General features: G+C 52.9%; 17 protein-coding genes and 1 tRNA gene. 6 read left to right on the forward strand and 12 right to left on the reverse strand.

Annotation, left to right across the window (positions count from 1 at the left end):
• Positions 1-3 precede the first annotated feature (3 nt).
• Both GUC22_RS17170 and GUC22_RS17175 read left to right on the forward strand, forming a co-directional pair.
• Positions 4-1,416 carry an OprD family outer membrane porin gene (locus GUC22_RS17170; protein WP_160183661.1) on the forward strand — a complete coding sequence of 471 codons (1,413 nt, stop codon included), beginning with the start codon at positions 4-6 and terminating at the stop codon, positions 1,414-1,416.
• A 443-nt stretch (positions 1,417-1,859) separates the two neighbouring features.
• Positions 1,860-3,152, forward strand: a complete 1,293-nt coding sequence (locus tag GUC22_RS17175) for a haloacid dehalogenase-like hydrolase (protein WP_049086020.1) — start codon at positions 1,860-1,862, stop codon at positions 3,150-3,152.
• 245 nt (positions 3,153-3,397) lie between these two features.
• On the opposite strand, the gene GUC22_RS17180 is transcribed toward GUC22_RS17175, so the two are convergent.
• The 4 genes from GUC22_RS17180 to GUC22_RS17195 form a co-directional block, all read right to left on the reverse strand.
• Positions 3,398-3,856 (reverse strand): hypothetical protein, encoded by a 459-nt coding sequence (locus GUC22_RS17180; RefSeq protein WP_049086019.1) that lies wholly within the window; start codon positions 3,854-3,856, stop codon positions 3,398-3,400.
• 53 nt (positions 3,857-3,909) lie between these two features.
• Positions 3,910-4,701, reverse strand: coding sequence for an ATP-grasp domain-containing protein (locus GUC22_RS17185; RefSeq protein ID WP_160183662.1), 792 nt, complete (start codon positions 4,699-4,701; stop codon positions 3,910-3,912).
• 327 nt (positions 4,702-5,028) lie between these two features.
• A tRNA-Ser gene (locus GUC22_RS17190) sits at positions 5,029-5,116 on the reverse strand.
• Between the two features lie 141 nt (positions 5,117-5,257).
• Positions 5,258-6,886 (reverse strand): ABC transporter substrate-binding protein, encoded by a 1,629-nt coding sequence (locus tag GUC22_RS17195; protein ID WP_049086018.1) that lies wholly within the window; start codon positions 6,884-6,886, stop codon positions 5,258-5,260.
• Positions 6,887-7,153: 267 nt separating this feature from the next.
• Between GUC22_RS17195 and yccA the strand changes: the two genes are divergently transcribed.
• Together yccA and tusE are read left to right on the forward strand one after the other, a co-directional pair.
• A complete protein-coding gene (yccA, locus tag GUC22_RS17200; RefSeq protein WP_004100829.1) occupies positions 7,154-7,813 on the forward strand; it encodes an FtsH protease modulator YccA in 660 nt (219 codons plus the stop codon).
• Positions 7,814-7,902: 89 nt separating this feature from the next.
• On the forward strand, positions 7,903-8,232 hold the full coding sequence (gene tusE / locus GUC22_RS17205; protein WP_049131195.1) for a sulfurtransferase TusE: 330 nt from the start codon (positions 7,903-7,905) through the stop codon (positions 8,230-8,232).
• Here the strand turns inward: tusE and yccX are convergent.
• From yccX to GUC22_RS17220, 3 genes are read right to left on the reverse strand one after another with little or no spacing between them, the layout of a single operon-like run.
• The gene (gene yccX, locus GUC22_RS17210; RefSeq protein ID WP_004131057.1) at positions 8,229-8,510 is read right to left on the reverse strand and encodes an acylphosphatase; all 282 of its coding nucleotides are present in this window, start codon (positions 8,508-8,510) and stop codon (positions 8,229-8,231) included. The genes tusE and yccX overlap by 4 nt on opposite strands.
• A 51-nt stretch (positions 8,511-8,561) precedes the next feature.
• Positions 8,562-9,350 carry a helix-turn-helix transcriptional regulator gene (locus GUC22_RS17215; RefSeq protein WP_004871534.1) on the reverse strand — a complete coding sequence of 263 codons (789 nt, stop codon included), beginning with the start codon at positions 9,348-9,350 and terminating at the stop codon, positions 8,562-8,564.
• A 15-nt stretch (positions 9,351-9,365) separates the two neighbouring features.
• The gene (locus GUC22_RS17220) at positions 9,366-9,920 is read right to left on the reverse strand and encodes a YbhB/YbcL family Raf kinase inhibitor-like protein (RefSeq protein ID WP_004871536.1); all 555 of its coding nucleotides are present in this window, start codon (positions 9,918-9,920) and stop codon (positions 9,366-9,368) included.
• 190 nt (positions 9,921-10,110) lie between these two features.
• Here GUC22_RS17220 and rlmI point away from each other — a divergent pair, with 190 nt between their 5' ends.
• Both rlmI and hspQ read left to right on the forward strand, forming a co-directional pair.
• Complete coding sequence (rlmI, locus tag GUC22_RS17225; protein WP_004871539.1) at positions 10,111-11,313, forward strand: 23S rRNA (cytosine(1962)-C(5))-methyltransferase RlmI; 1,203 nt, start codon at positions 10,111-10,113, stop codon at positions 11,311-11,313.
• A 60-nt stretch (positions 11,314-11,373) separates the two neighbouring features.
• A complete protein-coding gene (gene hspQ / locus GUC22_RS17230; protein ID WP_004871541.1) occupies positions 11,374-11,691 on the forward strand; it encodes a heat shock protein HspQ in 318 nt (105 codons plus the stop codon).
• A gap of 36 nt (positions 11,692-11,727) precedes the next feature.
• Here the strand turns inward: hspQ and GUC22_RS17235 are convergent, their stop codons facing one another.
• The 5 genes from GUC22_RS17235 to GUC22_RS17255 form a co-directional block, all read right to left on the reverse strand.
• Complete coding sequence (locus GUC22_RS17235; RefSeq protein WP_160183663.1) at positions 11,728-12,660, reverse strand: peptidase; 933 nt, start codon at positions 12,658-12,660, stop codon at positions 11,728-11,730.
• Between the two features lie 42 nt (positions 12,661-12,702).
• Positions 12,703-15,846, reverse strand: a complete 3,144-nt coding sequence (locus GUC22_RS17240) for a glycosyltransferase (RefSeq protein WP_114499446.1) — start codon at positions 15,844-15,846, stop codon at positions 12,703-12,705.
• A gap of 235 nt (positions 15,847-16,081) precedes the next feature.
• Complete coding sequence (locus GUC22_RS17245; protein ID WP_004131043.1) at positions 16,082-17,287, reverse strand: HlyD family efflux transporter periplasmic adaptor subunit; 1,206 nt, start codon at positions 17,285-17,287, stop codon at positions 16,082-16,084.
• Positions 17,284-19,431: a type I secretion system permease/ATPase gene (locus tag GUC22_RS17250; RefSeq protein WP_160183664.1), complete on the reverse strand. Its 2,148-nt coding sequence runs from the start codon at positions 19,429-19,431 to the stop codon at positions 17,284-17,286. The genes GUC22_RS17245 and GUC22_RS17250 overlap by 4 nt, the downstream gene beginning before the upstream one ends.
• Positions 19,428-20,864 (reverse strand): TolC family outer membrane protein, encoded by a 1,437-nt coding sequence (locus tag GUC22_RS17255; protein ID WP_154944399.1) that lies wholly within the window; start codon positions 20,862-20,864, stop codon positions 19,428-19,430. Before GUC22_RS17255 ends, GUC22_RS17250 begins: the two co-directional genes overlap by 4 nt.
• Between the last annotated feature and the right edge of the window lie 116 nt (positions 20,865-20,980).

Genomic DNA, 20,980 nt, shown 5'->3' on the forward strand with positions numbered 1-20,980 from the left:
ATAATGACAACTCATAGACTCAGAGTTTCTCTGTGTACACCGCTGTTTCTTTTTATTGCCGCAGATGCCTTTGCGGAAGAAGAAACGGATTATGAAGCGCCTTCTCAGTTTGAGAAAGCGTTTTATGATGAAGGCAAATTAAATCTCAATACCTCACTATATATTCGTCATCGTGCTGTAAAAGACTCCACGACCGGTAAATACGGACTGGGTCCAGCCGGGATCCAGAACCAGACCGGTAACGTGGCGATTAGCTATATTTCAGGCTATTACCAGGACGTTATTGGCTTTGATTTCTGGGGCAACGCCAACATTAAACTCGGGCATACCGTCGGTCAGTCGGAGATCCTTTACTACGACTACGATTGCGGCGAGCCGGGCAAGTTCAGCCCGTGCGAGAGGTCCTACATGAGCGTGTCGGTTGCCGCACTCAAGCTCAACCTTGGCGATGCAGGCACCAATTTCAAGCTGGCCGCGGGCTATACCCCCATTAACTCCGGTACCGTAAAAAGCAGTTGGGGCCTCAACCCTCACGCTTTTCGCGGGTTTGACAGTGCCCTGACCCTCGACAAACTGAGGCTGACCTACGCCTGGGCCGACCGCTTCAAGAACGACTGGAGCCGTGATTTTAAACCGATGACCACGGCCTGGCACCAGAACAACGCCGCCGGACTCGATGACAACGGCAAAACCATTAAAGCCGGTGCAATCATCGATTACATTCACACGGTGGGCGCAGTCTATAACTTTGGCAGTACCGTGCTTGACGTGGGCTATGGCGAAGGTAAAGGCTACCGTCGCAACTGGCAGGCACAGGTAGAGCGTCACGATACGTTGACAAAGGATGTCTCCCTGCAGAGTAAGCTCTTCTACCAGGGCGCGCGCTACATTGAAGATCTGTCGAAAATAAAAGATCCTGCAACGGAATATTATGTGGGGGTTGGTTTTAACCTGAGCCACGACAACACCGTGTGGTCCCTTGGTTATAGCCAGAACTACGCCCCGAACACCGGAGATTACAACTTCCGCTTAACCCCGTGGGCGAACTCCGATAAGCGTGATTATCAGCCGACGCTGTCGCAGCTGGAAGACTTTAACGTTTCCGGCGCCCGCGCGGTTCGTTTTGGCGTGAGTTATAACTTTGCCGATCTGAATCTACCGGAGTTAACCCTGGGCGGTGCCGGAACCTACGGCTGGCACGTGGTTAGCGATGTCTGTAAAACCGGTTCGGCGAGAAAGTACGACGGGAGCATGGTGTCGTTCGATCTTTCCGCTCGCTATCTGGTGGCGGACGGCATGGCGAAAGGCCTCTCCTTTACCCTGCTCCCGGCGCTCTTCCGGGCGACAGACAGCAACTATAAAACCGATCGTAACGACGTGAAGTTTATCGTCGGCTACAGCATCAATATCTTCTGAGTCCGCGCCCCCTCAACAGCGCATGAGGGGGGACTTTGCGAAGGGAACCGCACCTGTCAGCTTCAAACGGCCAGAGCGGGTTACTCAACCGAATGGCATACTGAATAGCGGCACATAAGAAAAAACCCCGAGCGATTAAATAGCTCGGGGTTTGTATGACAGGATTGCACGATGCCGAAGAAAGCAAAAGAACCATCAGGACTAGCCGTAGATAGATAAGTGACATTAAAATAACATTCGGAGATAGTTCGAACTGTTTTTGACCTGCTACCTTGTCATACTAAACATTTCTCTGTAGATAATTCTGGCTTACTCCCTCACCATTTTCATATATTCATAAAATATGATAACCATCACATTCATGATCAGGGTGCCAATTTTTGATATAGCTGGCTTTTACTTTTTGCTACAGATGGTAATGCACCCTAAAAAAGGAATTAATCATGAAAATGACAATAATATATGCACTACTATCCGTATTTTTTGGAGTATATGGAACAACGGCCAGTGCCAGTAACACAAATCAAGTGTCACAAAATTTAGAAACTGCAATTCCCCAACAAAAGCAAATAGTTATCGGCAATTGGGACGAGTTCAACTCAAGAAAAATTGACAGACTCATTCAAGAAGCAAAGCAGAAGCCAGCGCATTCTTTATATGCTGTTTTTGATTTTGACAACACAACAGCTTTTCTGGATATCGAAGAGGCAACGCTTATATATCAACTAGAAAACCTTAAATTTTCGATGAAACCTGAGACATTGAAAGAGATAATTTATAAAGATATACCGCCTTCAGACTTTAACTCGGATTATAATAATAAAAATCATCAACCGGTTAATATAAACCTCATTGGTCAAGACATTATTGATAGCTACACATGGCTATACAATAATTACAGCGGATTTGCGGGTAATAAAACGCTTGATGAAATTAAGAAAGATTCTAATTATATGAATTTTATAGTGAAAATGAGATATTTATATGATGCAATAGGTGGGTCATTCGACCATGAGGTATCTTATCCATGGGTGACGTATCTTTTTTCTGGCATGTCCAAAAAAGAAGTAGCTGATTTAGTGCACGATACTATTGAGTGGCAAAATAACCAGCCTATCGAAAAGGTGACATGGGTAAGCCCAGCAGATATGGCTGGCCGAGCTGGTATCGTATCAGTAACATGGAAAAATGGATTTAGGCTGGTCCCAGAAATGCAGACATTATATAAAAACCTACAGCAGGCAGGAGTTGATGTTTATGTCATTTCCGCTTCTGCTTTAGATGTGATAAAAAGCATCGTTACTACAGAAAAATATGGTTTTTCTGTTCCTGAGTCTCATGTCTATGCAATGCATCCCTTATATGATAAAGAAGGTAGATTGACTCACAGCCTCGATCCATACTATCCCCAGACGCAAGGTAAAGGTAAAACCGAAACCATAAAAAAATTTATACAACAACATTACAAAAATACCGGGCCAATATTAGTTGCTGGCGATAGCGAAGGAGATCAAAACATGATGTCCGACTTTAATGACACAAAGTGTGTTCTTATTATTAATCGGCTACGCGCATCTGACACTATTATCGGTGAGTTATCAGCTAAAGCCGTTCGTGACTATAATAAAGATGATGCAAAAATATTATTACAAGGAAGAGATGAAAATAAAGGGGAATTTTTATCATCACAAAGTAGCATACTGATGGGCACTAATAACGAAGTATCTTTACCATAGGTATCGACTTACAGCAATGCCTCTTACTTGAAACGGGGGCATTGCTAGTGAAATGATATTAATTACTTTAAATATAAGATCATGACCTTGTCATAGTACATTATTTATAATAACGCCTTACATTGATACTTTTAAAGGATTAAAAACCATAATACTGCGCAGTATAATCAAACATTCCTTTTTAAGCATGAACATATTAAATCCAGCAACTTTAATAACAACATTCAAGTTATGACATAAGCACTCTATACAATATCCATTGTTTTGTCATCAAAACCTGAGGTCAAAGAATAACCATTTTCATCCAGATTATTAAACACATCCAAAATTCCGTTAGTTGTATAAACCAACAAATGTGTAAATACTTCTATTTTATTATTTTCAATAACCAAATAATCCACACCAAGTTTTACCGATGATATCCTATTATTTAGACATCCACTGATTTCTTTTGGACTATTTGTCACCCAGCGAACTTGATTATACTCAATCGAAAACGGAAGTGTTAGATCATTACTTAACCATAGTTCATCAAATTTAGACCAGGCAATAGAGATTACCTCACCACCATCAAAGTAGATTCTTATGGGTAAATCATTCCAGGGTTCCCAGTCATCAAAATAAATCTCGGCCGTTTCATACTTGATAATTTTTTTACCAAGCAATTTAAAAAAACAAGTATATATATTGTTAACTTTATTCATACCTTGAGCCTCATATCCTGAAGACTTAAAACCAGGCTGATATTAAAACATACTCATCCAGACACGCTGGCCTTTACAATCATCTTAACGAATTTTTGGACGTCCCATTCTTTAATATCTGAAACTTGCCCATCGCCGATTTCGATCAAACGAAGATTGGATGAAGCTGTCTCAACCATATCTATTGAGAAAAAAGGGGAGCTTATATGCTTCGCTATTTCATGAACAATAGTAGGGATAACATCATCAGCAGAGTAGACATTTCCATAGAATGAAAAATATCTACGTTCTGTTTCGGGTTTTAGGTCCTCAACCTTTCTAAGCACGACACCACCCTCAATTTCTCCGCGATATTGTTTAATATGGGCTAAAATCCCCTGTATTTCCTCGGCATTTTTCGCTATCGAACCACGCGATGTCGTAAGTGATTTAACATAGTCTTTAACAAAATATGAAGGCCATTTTAATCGGGATGTAATTTTTTCGAAATCATCATTCTCAGTAAGTAAAATAGTTTCAGGTGTATAATCACTACATGTTCCGTACCAGCCCGTAATATAGTGGCAAGAAGCGTAATCATCAGGAGAAACTAACATTTCCGCACTATGGCTTTTAACAGTATTGTATAATGTTTTATATTCTTTCTGTTTAAGCATCCAGCCTCGCCAAATAACTGGCGCATGCGCCTCAAGGTTTCCTGAAAGTTTAATTTTGCTATCTAATAAATGCTGTGATGATAGCAAAACACATTTTACTCCGTTATCACTTGCACAGTTGAATTCATCCTCATAATTTTCATCAACTCTATTCAGATTAAAGTAATCACTTGGGTAAATTATTTGCATGGAACCTATCCTTTTCTCAATATTTGTCTATATTATGGGTAACGTAACACTCTATTGGCAGTAATGTATATTTATATACTCCCCTGTTTATCTGCTCGGAGCGTGTTAAATGACTCAACGCCGGGAGGATTATTCACTGACGTCTTTACAGAGCCCACTTCGAAATGCATTAGCCCTCACCTGAACGATGAGTATTTGAAAGGATATTTATTGAGCAAAGGACGGACTTTAGATGTAAAAAAAGCCCGTATAAACGGGCTTTTTTGTACTACTTTATGCACTATAAAATCAAAACCATTCTTCAAGCTATTGATTTTATTTAGAATTTGGCGGAAGCGTAGAGATTCGAACTCTAGAACCCTTTCGGGTCGCCGGTTTTCAAGACCGGTGCCTTCAACCGCTCGGCCACGCTTCCAATGAGGCGCACTATAAACACCTCTGTTCCGGCTGTAAAGCACCAATTTATTCAACTGCCTTAAAATTAAACAAAAACGCGTTATTCGACTGAAATTCAGGCAGTTTGCGCAGATTTTCAGCGCAAAATGCCCTCTGCAGGTTAATGTTTTTTGATGTACATATCTTTGCTGTAGTAATACCCCAGCTTATCCGGCGTAAATCCGCCTACCCATGGCTTGACCAGATGGGTGCGCACGTAGTGATAGACCGGAATGGCCGGGACATCCTGACCTAACAGATCCTCCGCCTGCTGGTAGAACTTGCCCCGTGCCGTCGTGTCAGAAGCTTTTGCCGCATTGCGCAGCGCCTCATCGTAGACCGGGTTGCTGTACTGGCTGGTATTTTCACTGTCGCCGGTGCGGAAGTTGTTGAGAAACGTCGCGGCGTCGTCATAGTCGGCTATCCACGCGTAGCGCACGGCGTCAAAATTATGCGTATGCATGGCGTCGAGCATGGTCTTCCACTCCTGGTTTTGCAGCTTCGCCTCCACGCCAAGATTCTTTTTCCACATTGAGCTGGCGGCGATTGCAATTCGCTGGTGCGATTCCGACGTGTTATAGAGCAGATTAAAGACCAGCGGGTGTGACTCGTTATACCCCGCCTCGCTCAGCAGCTTTTTCGCCTCGGCGATACGCTTATCGCGCGGCCAGCTGGCGTACTCGGGATTGTGCAGCTTCACCCCGCCGATGTCAGGCTGGCTGATAAGCCAGGCCGGACGCTGCCCCTGCCCCATCACCTTCTCCGCGATAATGTCTTTATCGAGGGCCATATTGAGCGCCCGTCGCACGCGGGGGTCGTTAAACGGCGGCCGGGTGGTGTTGAATTCGTAATAGTAGGTGGCCAGCTGCGGCGAAACATCCAGCTGATCGCCCATGGTTTTTTTGAGCTGGGCAAACTGATTAATCGGCACCGTATAGACGATGTCGATCTCCCCCGCCTTATAGCGGTTGACGTCGGCGGTTTCAGAACTTATCGGCAGGTAGGTCACCTTATTGATGACCGTATGCGCGTTATCCCAGTAGCGCGGATTGCGCTCGGCCACAATGCGCTCATTCACCACCCACTGCGACAGCTTATAGGGCCCGCTGGTCACCATATGCTCCGGTTTGGTCCACTTGTCGCCGTAGCGCGATATCAGCACTTTATCGAGCGGAACCAGAGACGGGTGCGCCAGCATCGCCAAAAAAGCCGCATTCGGCTGAGTTAAGGTCACCTCAAGGGTGGTATCATCCAGCGCCTTGACGCCCAGCGTCTCGGGCGCTTTTTGACCCTGCGCTATCTCCGCGCCGTTGACGATATGCATATTGCCGGGATAGCTCGCGTAAGGGGACGCCGTAAGCGGCGACACCAGACGCTGCCAGCTCCAGACGATATCCTGCGCCGTAATCGCCGTACCGTCGGACCAGGTCACTCCGGGGCGCAGATGGAACGTCCAGACGGTGTTGTCTTTATTCTCCCACTTCTCCGCCAGCCTGGGCTGAATTTCTCCTGCTGGCGAAACGCTGACCAGCCCTTCGAAAAGATCGCTGATAATGTTGTTTTCAACGTCGCTTTCCACTTTATGCGGATCCAACGACGACGGCTCGCTGCCGTTATTTCTGACCAGCTCCTGCTTCTCCGCCAGCACCGTTCCCGGCGGCACCTGAGCGGCCAGCGCCGGAATAGCCATGGAGAAAAGGCCGACGGCCAGTAGTACGCGTGTGATGTGATTATATTTTTGTGATTTCATATCCCTTGCCTTTGTTACGCTTCGTTTGTACCCTCTCCAGAGTTAGTCGCAGAATGGCATTAACGCAATATTTTTCAGTGAGTTATCAGATTTCGATCTGGCTTCAGAAGGCGAACAAATAAACATACCGCGCATTTTCATTTTTCTGGAATAAAATGCTGCATTCAGCCCGCATGCCTTGAGTAAAGATGGGTAAAAGCACTATGGCTTCGGCCTTGATTTTTTTATGCTTCGTTATTAATTACATCTGTCATAAGAGAGTGACTCATGGATCGTATCATTACATCGTCGCGTGACCGTTCATCGCTGCTTAGCACGCACAAAGTTCTGCGGAACACCTATTTCCTGCTTAGCCTGACGCTGGCATTTTCGGCCATTACGGCGACGGCCAGCACCGTGTTGATGCTGCCTTCTCCGGGTCTGATTCTGACGCTGGTCGGTATGTACGGCCTGATGTTCCTGACCTATAAAACGGCGAATAAGCCAACGGGTATCATTTCCGCGTTCGCCTTTACCGGTTTTCTGGGCTACATCCTGGGGCCAATGCTTAACGCCTACCTGTCTGCGGGCATGGGAGACTTAATCGGCCTGGCGCTGGGTGGTACCGCGCTGGTGTTCTTCTGCTGCTCGGCCTACGTGCTGACCACCCGTAAAGATATGTCCTTCCTCGGCGGCATGCTGATGGCGGGCGTGGTGGTCGTGCTAATCGGTATGGTCGCCAACATTTTCCTGCAGCTGCCGGCCCTGCATCTGGCTATCAGCGCGGTGTTTATCCTGATCTCTTCAGGCGCGATTCTGTTTGAGACCAGCAATATCATCCGCGGCGGTGAAACCAACTACATCCGCGCGACCGTTAGCCTGTACGTCTCGCTGTACAACATCTTCGTCAGCCTGCTGAGCATCCTTGGGTTCGCCAGCAGAGACTAATTCTCTCCCCCGGTCGTTCTGAGGCCCCGCTTATGCGGGGCCTTATTTTTTGCTACACTGCCGCCATTTTCAGCGGTATGTGAAGAATCATGTTTATCTTTAACGGTAATGAAATAGAAACCGATAGCGAAGGCTATCTGAAGGACACAACCCAGTGGAACGAAGCGATGGCGGCCGTTATCGCCGAGCAGGAGGGCATCAGCCTTTCCGTTGAGCACTGGGAAGTGGTGCGCTTTGTGCGCGACTTTTATCTGGAATTCAACACCTCACCGGCGATTCGTATGCTGGTAAAGGCGATGGCGAACAAGTTCGGCGAAGAGAAAGGCAACAGCCGCTATCTCTACCGCCTGTTTCCGAAAGGCCCGGCTAAGCAGGCGACGAAAATCGCCGGTCTGCCCAAGCCGGTAAAGTGCATCTAATACAAAATGGCGAATTTCTGCCACTCTCTGGTGGGCTGATGGGGCTCGGTCAGAACCCTGTCAACTCGCGCGCTGCGCGGCCCGCCGGCTTTCAACCAGGCGATGAGCTTCTCCACCTGTTCAGCCTCTCCGCAGGCCAGCACTTCCACGCCGCCGTCGTCGAGGTTGCGCGCGTATCCGGTTAATCCAAGCTGCAGCGCCTCGCGCTGGGTCGAATAGCGAAACCCGACGCCCTGAACGGAACCGTAGACCCACGCCATCGTGCAAACCGTTGCCATATTCTCTCTCCTTTCCGGACAATGACTCACTACAGAGGATAGCAAATTCTTTCAGCGTACATGCTTTGGCAGTACGCCGTAGTGCTGGCGAAAACGGGCGGTAAAGCGCGATCCGCACTGGTAGCCGCTGTTTTGCGCAATTTCGCCAATGGGCCGCGACGTCGACTGTAATTGCCCCAGCGCGTAGGCCATACGGACCTCTTCCACGATCTGGCGGAAACTGCGGGACTCCTGCTGCAAACGGCGGCGCAGCGTCGACTCTCCCAGAAACAGCATTTTAGCCACTTTCGCTACGCTCCACGCATCGCCAGGCGACAGCATAATAATTTGCCTGACCTGGCCGGTTAGATCCTCGCGCCGTTCGTTGAGCAGCGGCCCGGCGTATCCGGCCTGATACAGCGCCAGCAGCAGCCCCATCGCCTGATGATGCTGCAGTTCGCCGCTGAGCCCCTCCCGTACCGCCTGCAGGACGCTTTGCCACATAAACGACAGTTCCGCCCCCAGCGGCGCGCAAAGCGACGTCAGACGGCCAGCCTGTGGTTCGCTCATATAGCGATTCTTAAAATCCGCCAGCAGCTCCGGGGTTAATGAGAGCAGATCGGAGCAAAACAGCCCGTTTTCCGGCTGATTAATCACCTCGAGCTCAACCTCGGCGGGCAAAATGATCAGCTGCTGCGGCGTTGCCAGCATCTCGCTGGCGCCCTGCACAATCACTTTGCTGCCGCGGTTTACCCGGCAGATCGCAGGCGCGAACAGCGTGACGCGGTGCAGTTTGCATAATCGTCGGGTGGTAATTTCCGCCGCCGTTAACGCGTTATGGTGAAAATTAATGTTCCGCATCAGGCTGCCCTTATTTTATCTTCCGGCCATCGCCGTTATCTGCGCGCTGGCGATGGCGTGGCTATGTAACATAAATCCGACTAACGCCCCGCTGGACTCGCCGTCAATGGGCAGCGTCGGGATATCCAGCGCCCATACCGTAAAGCGGTAGCGATGCGGTTTATCGCCGGCGGGCGGACACGCGCCGCCAAAGCCGGCATAGCCAAAGTCATTGCGCCCCTGTACCGCCCCGGCGGGCAGTTTAGCGTTATTTTTGTCTCCGGCGCCAGCGGCTAAGCTTGTCGCCTGTTGGGCAATATTCACCACCGTCCAGTGCCACCAGCCGCTCCCGGTTGGCGCATCAGGATCGTAAGCGGTCACCGCGAAACTGCGGGTACCCGCCGGGGCATTTTGCCAGGCGATCTGCGGTGAGATATTGCCGCCGGTGCAGCCAAAGCCGCCAAACCAATGCCTCTGCGCCAGAGCGTCTCCTTCGCGCATATCCGCGCTGCTGACGCTAAACGGCGCGGCAATCGCCGTTCCACTTATCATGACCATTATCGCGGCAGCGACTTTCAATCCTGTTTTCATCGTATTTTCCTCCGTCAGGTGAGGAAATACTGTAAGATCGCGGCGTGATTTTTATTGTGCCAAAGCGCCTGCGTTTTGTGCCGAAACGCTCACCTGTCGATACCGGTGGAATGGTGCTTGCCGCAGCCACTTGTGCTAACCTACGCGCCATTTTTTCGGTGCCGACATTCCCGTTGCTTAAAGGTAGCCCATGACAGACTCCATTTTCCCCCGCTTAGTGTTAACCAAAGGACGCGAGAAATCCCTGCTGCGTCGCCATCCGTGGATTTTCTCCGGCGCCGTCGCCCGAATGGAAGGTAAAGCCCGTTCAGGTGAGACCATCGATATCGTTGATTCGCAGGGAAAATGGCTGGCCCGCGGCGCCTATTCACCGTCTTCGCAGATCCGCGCCCGCGTCTGGAGCTTCGATCGCGATGAAGCCATTGATAACGCCTTTTTCGAGCGTCGTCTTCAGCAGGCGCAAACCTGGCGCGAGTGGCTGGCAGCCCGCGACGGGCTTGATAGCTATCGCCTGATAGCCGGTGAATCCGACGGCCTGCCGGGCGTGACCATCGACCGTTTTGGCGACTTTTTTGTTCTGCAGTTGCTGAGCGCCGGTGCCGAATACCAGCGCGCGGCGATTGTCAGCGCGCTGCAAACGCTGTTCCCGAACTGCGCTATCTACGATCGTAGCGACGTCGCGGTACGTAAAAAAGAGGGGCTGGAGCTGGCGCAGGGTCCGGTTGTCGGCGAGCTGCCGCCTGCCCTGCTGCCGATTACCGAGCATGGTATGCAGCTGCTGGTAGACATTCAGGGCGGCCATAAAACCGGCTATTACCTTGACCAGCGCGACAGCCGTCTGGCGACGCGTCGCTACGTCGCCGATAAGCGCGTGCTGAACTGCTTCTCCTATACCGGCGGTTTTGCCATCTCCGCGCTAATGGGCGGCTGCCGCCAGGTTGTCAGCGTTGATACCTCCCAGGAGGCGCTGGACGTCGCCAGACAGAACGTTGAGCTGAACAAGCTGGACCTGTCAAAAGCGGAGTTCATCCGCGACGACGTCTTCAAGCTGCTGCGTAAATATCGTGACGCCGGGGAAAAGTTCGATGTTATCGTGATGGATCCGCCGAAGTTTGTGGAAAATAAAAGCCAGCTGATGGGCGCCTGCCGCGGCTATAAGGACATCAACATGCTGGCGATTCAGCTATTGAATCCCGGCGGCATCCTGCTGACCTTCTCCTGTTCCGGCCTGATGACCACCGATTTATTTCAGAAAATCGTTGCCGATGCCGCCCTGGATGCCGGACGTGATGTACAATTTATAGAACAGTTCCGCCAGGCTGCCGATCATCCGGTGATAGCAACCTACCCGGAGGGGCTGTATCTGAAAGGGTTTGCTTGCCGCATCATGTAACTTGAAAAATGGAGAATCGGCCCGCATATAGCAGGTAATCATGTCTCCCGGGAGGTGCTTATGATAGCCAGCAAATTCGGTATCGGCCAACAAGTTCGCCACACGCTTCTGGGCTACCTGGGCGTGATCGTCGATGTCGATCCAGAGTACTCGCTCACGGAGCCGGAGGAGGACGAAATCGCCGCTAACGACGAACTGCGTCTTGCGCCCTGGTACCACGTGGTGATGGAGGACGATGATGGTCAGCCGATTCACACTTATCTTGCAGAAGCGCAGCTGAGCAGCGAAGCCAGCGATGAGCATCCGGAGCAACCGTCGCTGGACGAACTGGCGCGAACCATTCGCCAGCAGCTGCAGGCTCCCAGATTGCGTAACTGATCTCAAAAACCCGCGTTGCGGGTTTTTTATTGCCCTTTATCTCTGCGCGGCATTTGCCAGCGCCTGGCAAATCAGACTATTGAATTGTCCGTCACGCTGCTGTTGTTCACTCCAGCGGTCGTTTGCCCGCTTCATTGCGCGGGAAATCCCCTCGCTGGTAAGCGCAAGCTGCTGAAAAAAAGGCGCCAGCATCGTACCGCCGGGCAAAACCAGAGTTTTAAACACCGGACTCCCGTCAGCGTAACGGTACGTTAGCGCTTTTTCAGGCAGTATTGTTGGCGCAAAATACTGCTGCGCATAGCTGGCCCAGAAGTTCGCCGCCCCATAGCCGCGCGAGAAATTACTTTCACACCCGGAAGGCTCAGCCAGCGGCGAAACTCTTTTCTCCGGGGCTCTGAAGGCATTTTCCATCCAACGCGCCATTCCCTCCAGGTACCATCTCTGTTTAAAAACCGCGTAACCGTACTGGTATAAATGGAATAATTCATGGGCTGGCGTAACGTTGCGCGCGGGCTGCAGCCCGGCGTTAAGCACGATTTTTAAGCCGCAGGGCAGCGCCGTTCCGTCGCTCATCGTTTCCGCCGCCACGCGATCGAAGGCAAGGCCATGACCTTTAGGAAGCGCCAGCAGATAGAGGTTAATCTGTCGGGCCTGGGCATAAATCTTCTGCCGCAGAGGCGAGCGCAGGCCCAGCCGCGACGTGTAGAGATATTGCGCCGCCTGTAGCTGACGACCAATATCTTTTATAACGTCCGGCACGCCATCGCCGGTACTGTCCTGCGGATATCGCAGGGCATCTTTGCCCTGCAGGCTGTAGTAAATATGAAAGTCATCGACCACGTGCGTTTTTTCCAGACGATGCTCATGAAGCAGGGAGCCGGGAACGCAGCGCGAAACCTGCACGACATCGCGCGCCAGCAGCGGCGAACTGCAGCAGGACGCCAGCAGTAGCGCGATGACTTCCCTCATCGCCGCTCCAGGGGGCCAGGCAAAGGGAAAAGGCGCTGACGGTTATCCAACGTTAGCCGCCTGATGACGCTTTTTTTCCGGCCTGCTCTCCAGCTCCGTCCCGGTATCCAGCTGACGTTCGCTTGCCTGCCGCCATGCCGCCCATCGTCCGGCGATCGCGCTGGCGTAGTAGCGTTGCGCGTTGCGCAGCGCAGCCTGCTGCATACTTTGCTGTAGCGTCTTGTCGGAGATAACCTTGATCATCGCCGCCGCCAGCGCGCCCTCATCGCCGCAGGGCACCAGAATCCCCGCCTGCCGGTCCTGCAGGATGTCGCGCGGGCCATATTTAATGGCAAAGCTAATCAGCGGCGTACCGTATGCCATCGCCTCGACGGCGGAAATGGACTGCCCCTCCTGAGTCGAACAAAGCACCGTGCAGCAGGCCGTTTTATGCGCCTGCGCGATGTCGGAGGTGAAGCCGTTGATATGGATAGCCTGCTCCAGCCCCCACTCCGCCACCTGCGCGCTTAAGCTGCGCCGCAGCGGCCCTACCCCGTAAGTGTGCAGCTGCGCGTCGGGGATCGCCTTCACCACCTGACGAAACGCGCTCAGCAGTAAAGCGTGCTGCTTCTCTTCCGAGTAGCGCGCCAGGTAAATGACCGTTTGCGAAGGCGTCTTCTGCGGGTTCGCCGGTATAGCGCCGTTATCGAGATGGTTGGGGATCACCGCCATCCGGGCGGCCGGAAATCCCTCCTGCTGCAGGTCCTGCCACTGCTCATCAGTCAGGACAATCAGCTGGTCTACGAGTTCCGGCTGTTCCAGGATATGCCGGTATGAGCTTTTCAGCGCCCCGTTAGACAACTGATGATGGGAGTGGATAATCGCGCTCAGCGTGCAGGCCATACGCTGGGCGGGCCGTGAGCAAACGAAGCTTTTCCACGTTTTATTTTTATCGACGATAAAGTGCCAGCGCCCTTTTTCCGCCAACCGGGTTTCCAGCATCCACGCATAAAACGCCTCTTCCTGAGCAAAGCGTTTAACGTCCCCTCCCGGCAGAGCGATTTCAAGATGGCTTAGCTGCACGTTGCCCTTTTTTTCGTCAAAGCTTTTGCGCAGCAGAATATTGCCGGCGCGATCAATATAGTCTTCGATGATTCTCCCCTGCGGACGCAGCAGGAAGTTGTGTTTACCCACCGGTAGATCCGCGGTGGGATTCACGGCATGTCTGAGCTCAATATTGCCCACCAGCGGCGCCAGCGCAGAGATCGCATTCAGCTCAAGACAATCGCTTAGCCAGGCATAAAGGTTATAAACCGGCACCTCTTCGGGCAGCGCGCCGCGAGCTTTCAGCGCCTTAACCGCCGTGGAGAGTTCGGGATTCCACGTCGCGGTAATCAGCCAGGGTACAGTGCGCAGATGTTCGGTGAACAGTTTCGCCCGGCGCATGGCCGCCACCTCAATACCGTTGCCGACGTCACGCAGCGTCTCCAGCAAAAACACGGGGGTCGCGCTATTCGCCGGCTGCGCGTCGTCCTGCTGGAGCGGCGGCTTTTTTGCCGCTAAATGGTATTTCTGGTAGGCGATAAAGCCGGAAAGATAGTGCTCAACATCATCGATACGCACGCGGTAGCTGTGGTGGCGGATAAAGAAGCTGTTAACGATCCGCGCGGGATTTTTAAAGAACATCGCCAGCTCGGGCCAGAAAAAGCCGTTCAGCAGATAGCGGGCGCGGGCCTCCAGCGCCTGCCAGAACTTCTGCTGGTCAAAATCCGCCAGCAGATGACGATGCTCGGGCGAGGCGTCCAGCCGGGTCACCATTTCAGACGCCGCCATCATTAATTCCAACAGCGTGGGATAGGTGGTGACGCGATGCAGCACGAAATCAAGATGATCGCGCACGTTATTCAGGCCAAAGCGAAAGTACTTCTCTTGCGGACGGAAGCGGGTCAATTCATTCACGCAGTAGCTCAGCCAGTGGTCGTGATGCTGCCAGTGTTTATTTTTAATGAAATAGGCGAAGGCTTTCTCCACCATCTCCAGCCACTGCGGCGCGTTGGTCAGGCCGTACAGGCGCATCAGGGCAAAAGCCGCTTCGCCATCGTAATAAATGATGCGGAATTTGGCTTTCAGCGACAGATCGCGGCTATTTAATACATGAACAAACTGGCCGCTGAGCGGATCCTGCATAAAAGCAATGCCGGTCGCCAGCTGCGCCATCAGCGGTAGATATTGCCGGTCTCCGGTCGTTTCGGTGTATTTCACCAGCGCCAGGATGCTGACGGCGTTGCCGCCGAGCTTGATCTCATCGCCCACATCGCAGAGAAACGCCGCCTCGCGGCCATCGTCCAGCGTCCGCACTTCAATCAGCGTGTTAACCAGGTACGCAATCGCCCGGTCTATCGCCTGACGAACCGACGGCTGACGCGTCGCCTCCCAGCCCTCGATCAGCGAATAGGTCGAGCTGGCATGGCGCAGCGCGTTATAGGAGCGGACCGGGCGATCGAAACAGGGAAACCAGCCGTAATGGTAGAGGCCGTCTTGTTTTACCTGGCGGGCCAGATAATCGGTGCCTTTTTTAATCACCTCGGCCAGGCACTCGTCCTGCCACTCTTCCCCGATGACGCGATAGCCGGAACCCCGTCCGGTGTGTTCAATCACTTTTGCCCCAAAACGATCGCAGAAGACGCCCTGAGTTTTAAAGCGCCAGAGCGGCTGCTGCGGATCTTGCGGCCAGCTCAGCGTCTGCTTAAACCGCCGCTGGGCGTAGTTTTCCAGATTGACGCTATTCGGCGCCACGACGCCGTTATCCCCGTCATAGAGCAGCGCGTTACCGGTAATTTCTTGCTCAAGCATCGCGCAGCTAAACTGCGGATCAAACGCGAGGCCAAAGCGAAAATAGTTACGCTTGGTGACCATGAATTTTTCGTTGAGGGATTGCCAGCTGAGCTTTTCCACGCTGTCCACGATGTCAATCCGCAGCCACTGCGGTTCGCTGTCCTGTTTTTTACGCCACTCCTGCAGCGCTCTGGCCCCCGCCAGCCATGCGAGGTCAAAGCTGGTTCCGCTGGAGATATGAGTATGCGCGCGTGACTTACCATCGCTGACGCTGAAGAAGATGACCCATGCCGGATAGTCAGAGGGCAATTCGGTGGATTTTAATTTTTTCGCCTGAAAGCAGGCTTGTTGCAGTAAGTCACTTAGCGCCATCTTTCCCTCTCCGTATAATCAAGAATGCGTTGCATGTTTAAAAATTATTATTTCAACCCGTTTTGGAAATTGCGCTTATGTCTTTGCCCGGCACACTCCCCGGAGGCGGCGCTTAACGCGCCTTGTCCGGGCTACCGGCCCGCAGACGGCTGTGAATACGTAGCCCGGTCAGCGCAGCGCAAGCCGGGGAAGACGCTGCGCCGATATATCAGCCCGGCACAGGTCAGCCATCGAATTAACGTTCTCTTAATGCTTCTTTTGCCCGATTAAACGGTTTGACCAGATAATCCATGACCGTTTTTTCCCCGGTCTTAATATCAACGGTGGCAATCATTCCCGGGCCGATTAAAAAGCGCTTGCCGCTTTTATTTTCCAGGTAATCGTAGTCAGTTCGAATAAACACCCGGTAGTAGTAAATATCGGGTTTAGCTTCGTCCTGGGTTGTATCCGGCGATATGGTTTCCACCACGCCGTTAAGCGCGCCATAGATGGCATAATCATAGGCGGTAATTTTCACCAGCGCCTGCTGGTCAGGATGAATAAAAGCGATATCGCGCGGTGAAATCCGCGCTTCGATTAATAACCGGCCATCTACCGGAACAATTTCCATCAGCTCACCGTTGGGCGCAATAACCCCACCAATGGTGTTGACCTTGATATTTTTTACGATCCCCTGCACCGGCGAGCGAACGGTTAAGCGCGTGACCGAATCGGCGCGGCCTTTAATCACTTCCGCCAGGCTGGCCACGTCGGCATTGGCTTTTGACAGCTGTTCACGCGCGTCAACAAAATAGCGGGTATTAAGATCGATCTTTTTAAAACTGATATCCGCGACCTGCTGGCGAAGACGCAGCACTTCAACGTTGCTCGCCGCCCCGGTTTTCGCCAGCCTTTCGGTGATGGCCAGTTCGCTATTGACCAGTTTTAGCGACTCGTCCAGCTGGCGCGTCGATTTGCTCAACTGCTCCTTGCGGCTATGGTAGAGGCGAGTCTCTTCCGCCAGCAGCGCGGGCCAGGCTTTCAGGGAGTCGGGAAACGCCAGCGGCTGATTGTTGACCTCGGCAGTTAAACGAATGCTCGCCGCCAGCGAGGCGCGATATTTCGCCTGGCTTTCGCCGACGTTAGATTCGCTGCGGGTGGGGTCGAGGCGGGCCACGACCTGTCCGGCTTGTACCTTGCTACCTTCCCGCACGTTCAGCTCGGTTAAAATACCGCCGTCGAGGGTTTGTATTACCTGCTCCCGGGAGCTGGGGATCACTTTCCCGGTGCCCGTTGAGACTTCGTCCAGCACCGCGAACCATGCCCAGACGCCGCCCACCAGCAGCATCACGGCCAGCAGGAGAATCAGCCGCCGCGATTTTACGATCTGCGCTTCGTCTTGTTCGCTCTCCGGAAGCAGCGCCACCGGGTCGTTGTCGGCCAGTAAGGGAAATTTACTCATATATTCACCACCTGACCGCGGGCTTTCTCTTGTTCAAAGACCGTCGCTTTGGGTTTATCCAGCGCCAGCTGCCCGTCCTGGATAACCAGGATCCGGTCAACGATATTGAGCACCGCCGCTTTGTGCGTGGCGATAATCATCGTTCTTTCACCGGCCCACTGCGCCAGCTGTTCCACAAAAGCTTTTTCCGTTCGCTCGTCGAAAAACGAGGTCGGCTCATCGAGCAGGATAATGTTCGGATCGCGCAGCAGCGTTCTGGCCAGCAGCAGCGACTGCCGCTGGCCGCCTGACAGCCCCAACCCGCCTTCCATAACGACGTGTTCAAGACCAAGAGTCAGTTTGCGCACGAACTCCAGCGCGCCGCACAGGGTAAGCACCGAGAAGATTTCATCATCCGTCGCCGACGGACGCCCGAGGATCAGGTTCTCGCGCAGGGTGCCGTGGAACAGCCGCGCCTCCTGGGTCAGCAAGGTGGCGTTGCGGCGAATATCGGCGAGGTCGATCTGCGGCAGGCTTAAATCATCCAGCCGCAGCTCGCCGGAGACCAGCTCGATGTTGCCCATCATCGCCTGCAGCAAGGTCGATTTACCGGCGCCGATTCGTCCAAGAACAGCGATTCTCTCCCCGGCTTTTATCGACAGTTGATTAATCCGCAGCGGGATGGCGGCGTCGTTAAGGCCGTAGCGGAATTCCGCCTGGCGGAACTCGTAGTTGCCGTGCAGCACGGCGCGGTGAACCCGGGGTTCGTCCTGCCCCCCTTCGACCGGCAGCGCCATCAGCGTATCGAGGCTGGCCTTCGCCGTTTTCACCTGCTGCCAGCGGGCAAGTACCCCGCACAGCGCGGTCATCGGCGCCACCATGCGGGTCGATAGCATCGATGCCGCCACCATCGCCCCGGTGGTGATGTCGCCATTAATCACCAGCGGCGCGCCGACCACTACCACCGTGGCGTACAGCAGGTTTTGCACCGACATTCCCCAGCTGACCAGGCCGTGGGTGAGCCTGCGCGTTTTGACCCCCGACTCGGCGGTAATCGCGATATAGCTATTCCACTGATGCAAGAAACGGCTTTCCGCCTGCATCATTTTGATGTCCTGCAATCCCTGGATGCTTTCCACCAGGATGGCGTTACGTAAGGTATTTTCGTGCTGGTTTTTATTGGCCAGCGCCGCCAGCTTGCGCTGCAATAGCAGGCCGGGGAGGATCATCAGGACCGTCGCCACCGGCGCAATCCAGCTTAGCCACGGCGAGACAATAAACAGCACCACCTGAAACAGGAGAAAGAACGGTAAATCCGCCACGATGGTCATCATCGTCGAGGTCATCATTTCTCGCACCTGCTCCAGCTCGCGGATTTGCGAAATAAAGCTCCCCGTCGAGCGCGGCACCGCGCTGTTTTTCAGGCGCAGCGCGTGGCCGAAGACCCGGTCAGAAACGCGAATATCCCCGCGTTTGCCGAGCAGATCCGTGACGTGCCCGCGCATAATTTTCAGCACAAAAGCAAAGACCGCCGCCAGCAATACGCCGCTGAACAGAACATAAAGCGTGGGATAAGACTGCGCCGGGATCACCCGATCGTAAACCTGCATCGAAAACAGAATTCCGCTCAGCGCGAGAACGTTGATGGCGAAAGACGCCAGCATCACGTGCATATAGGGGCGAATATCTTTCAGTACAATTTTGCGTAGCCAGTCCGGCTGAAAGCGGGCCAGATAGCTCTCGGTGCGAATATCCCTTTCCGGCGCCGCCGGGCGAAAAGCAATGGTCTTTTCAATTTCCGGCAGCAGGGTTTCCAGCGGGCAGTAGCTGAGCAGCGCGAGCTCCTTCACAAACCGCACCCCAACGGCGTTATTGACGTCAACGCTTTCAACCACGGCGATTTGGCCGTCGCGCAGCTGGATGACTAGCGGTAGCCGCCAGGCCGACATTTTCTGATCGGCGGCGGATAAAATCTGGCAGTTTAGCCCGGCGTGGCGCGCCAGGTGCCGAAGCGCCTCCGGCAGGGTTTTCTGCGTCGCCCACTCGGCGGCGGCATGCAGCGTTCCGGGCGAAAAGCTTTGTCGATAGTGGTTGGCAATAAAGGCTATCGCATTGGACCAGTCGATCAGATGCGGTATCCCGGCGCGTTCATCTTGTGGGGTCATGGGCGGATCTCCACGCCCTGGATATTTTGTTTTTCCAGCGCGAACACCGTGCGCATCTTGCCGGTGCTGAACAGGCAGTCCAGCTCAAGAGAGCGCAGTTGCGATTCCGTCAGGACCTGGCTAAATCTGGCCTGGTAAATTTCCTGATCGACGTTGAGCAGATCCAGCAGCGGGCGCGAACCGAGCTGAAGGTACTGATCCTGATACAGCGCCCGGGTTTGTTCGCCCAACTCCTGCTGGCGCTTCTGAATACCCAGCGACTGAGTCAGATTAACCGCTTCATCGCGCGAGGCGTTGAGCTTCTGGCTGGCGTCCAGTTGCGCGGTTTTGATCGCCGCATTCGCCGCCGCCAGGCTTTGCTGGGCGGCGTCGCGGGAGGCGGTCATCGCCCCGCCCTGATAGATAGGCATCTGCACTTTCACCCAAGCGGAATATTGCGTTTTATTGAGCACCGCGCTGTTGGCGTAGTTATCATTGAGGTAGTGGGTAACTTCCGGCTCAAGGGAAATCGTCGGCAGCATTTGCGCGTTGGCGTTATCCAGCTGCGCCTGCGCCTGGCCGGCCTGGGCCAGCGCTGCTAATACCGCAGGCACTGAGCGGTAATCGATTTTGGCTACCGCGCAGGCGGCATCCATCCCCTGCGGGACGTCATCCGTTACCGTGGCGATTCCGCCGATGCCAATGTAGGTCGCGAGCGTGGCTTTCCAGCGCTCAAGGGCCGCCTGATATTGCAGGAGCGTGGATTGCGCGCCTTCCACGCGGGTGTCGGTCTGCACGACGTCCGATAAAGACGACGCCCCCGCATCGTTGCGCTGGCGAATAAGATCGCCAATCTGTTTGAGCGACTCGACCTGCGCTTTGGCGATGTCCACCAGCTTTTGATAGCCCTGAACCTGGACTACCGCCGCCGCGGTGTCATGAGCGACCTGATCGATGCTCAGCATGACGGTGGCCTGCTGTTGGGCAACGCCGGAGTCTGCGGCTCTGACCGAGCTGGACACTTTGCCGAAGTCGTAAAGCATTTGCGATACCGAGACGACCAACGATGGCGTATATCCGGCATCAGAATAGGTATTACTATAACCATTATTCATACCCGCACTAACTTGCGGGTAATATTTGGCTTTCGCCACGTCGACTTTCTGCGCCATCTCCTGGAGTTTACTCACCTCCTGGGTTATAGATGGATGCCAGTTCACCGCATTTTTTACCGCTTTTTTAATATCCAGCGGGCCGGATATTCGGCTTTGGCTATTAATAATCTCTTCGTTATACCCCGCCACCTGTTGGCTATCGGTTAAGCGCTGGCTGCTAATATCATTCGGCATCAAATATGAATTTTCCGCATGAGCAGAAAACGCCGGATTCAAAGAAATAAAGAGGGCTGTATAGCCGCAGGTTATGACATTCCTTTTTTGTTTAAATAGACGCATCAAATTTACCCTTCAGAAAACACGCACTGAAAAAACGGATATAATCATTTCCGCATCATTATTTTTATTAAATGATAGTCGGCTATCTCCCGGTTCACTGACCGATTCATTCCTCC

The organism is Klebsiella sp. MPUS7 (genome assembly GCF_009905335.1).
Lineage (GTDB): Bacteria > Pseudomonadota > Gammaproteobacteria > Enterobacterales > Enterobacteriaceae > Klebsiella > Klebsiella grimontii.

Coding starts and splice junctions, on each gene's coding strand:
- GUC22_RS17170 (WP_160183661.1), top strand. CDS start 4: ATGACAACTCATAGACTCAGAGTTTCTCTGTGTACACCGCTGTTTCTT.
- GUC22_RS17175 (WP_049086020.1), top strand. CDS start 1,860: ATGAAAATGACAATAATATATGCACTACTATCCGTATTTTTTGGAGTA.
- GUC22_RS17180 (WP_049086019.1), bottom strand. CDS start 3,856: ATGAATAAAGTTAACAATATATATACTTGTTTTTTTAAATTGCTTGGT.
- GUC22_RS17185 (WP_160183662.1), bottom strand. CDS start 4,701: ATGCAAATAATTTACCCAAGTGATTACTTTAATCTGAATAGAGTTGAT.
- GUC22_RS17195 (WP_049086018.1), bottom strand. CDS start 6,886: ATGAAATCACAAAAATATAATCACATCACACGCGTACTACTGGCCGTC.
- yccA (WP_004100829.1), top strand. CDS start 7,154: ATGGATCGTATCATTACATCGTCGCGTGACCGTTCATCGCTGCTTAGC.
- tusE (WP_049131195.1), top strand. CDS start 7,903: ATGTTTATCTTTAACGGTAATGAAATAGAAACCGATAGCGAAGGCTAT.
- yccX (WP_004131057.1), bottom strand. CDS start 8,510: ATGGCAACGGTTTGCACGATGGCGTGGGTCTACGGTTCCGTTCAGGGC.
- GUC22_RS17215 (WP_004871534.1), bottom strand. CDS start 9,350: ATGCGGAACATTAATTTTCACCATAACGCGTTAACGGCGGCGGAAATT.
- GUC22_RS17220 (WP_004871536.1), bottom strand. CDS start 9,920: ATGAAAACAGGATTGAAAGTCGCTGCCGCGATAATGGTCATGATAAGT.
- rlmI (WP_004871539.1), top strand. CDS start 10,111: ATGACAGACTCCATTTTCCCCCGCTTAGTGTTAACCAAAGGACGCGAG.
- hspQ (WP_004871541.1), top strand. CDS start 11,374: ATGATAGCCAGCAAATTCGGTATCGGCCAACAAGTTCGCCACACGCTT.
- GUC22_RS17235 (WP_160183663.1), bottom strand. CDS start 12,660: ATGAGGGAAGTCATCGCGCTACTGCTGGCGTCCTGCTGCAGTTCGCCG.
- GUC22_RS17240 (WP_114499446.1), bottom strand. CDS start 15,846: ATGGCGCTAAGTGACTTACTGCAACAAGCCTGCTTTCAGGCGAAAAAA.
- GUC22_RS17245 (WP_004131043.1), bottom strand. CDS start 17,287: ATGAGTAAATTTCCCTTACTGGCCGACAACGACCCGGTGGCGCTGCTT.
- GUC22_RS17250 (WP_160183664.1), bottom strand. CDS start 19,431: ATGACCCCACAAGATGAACGCGCCGGGATACCGCATCTGATCGACTGG.
- GUC22_RS17255 (WP_154944399.1), bottom strand. CDS start 20,864: ATGCGTCTATTTAAACAAAAAAGGAATGTCATAACCTGCGGCTATACA.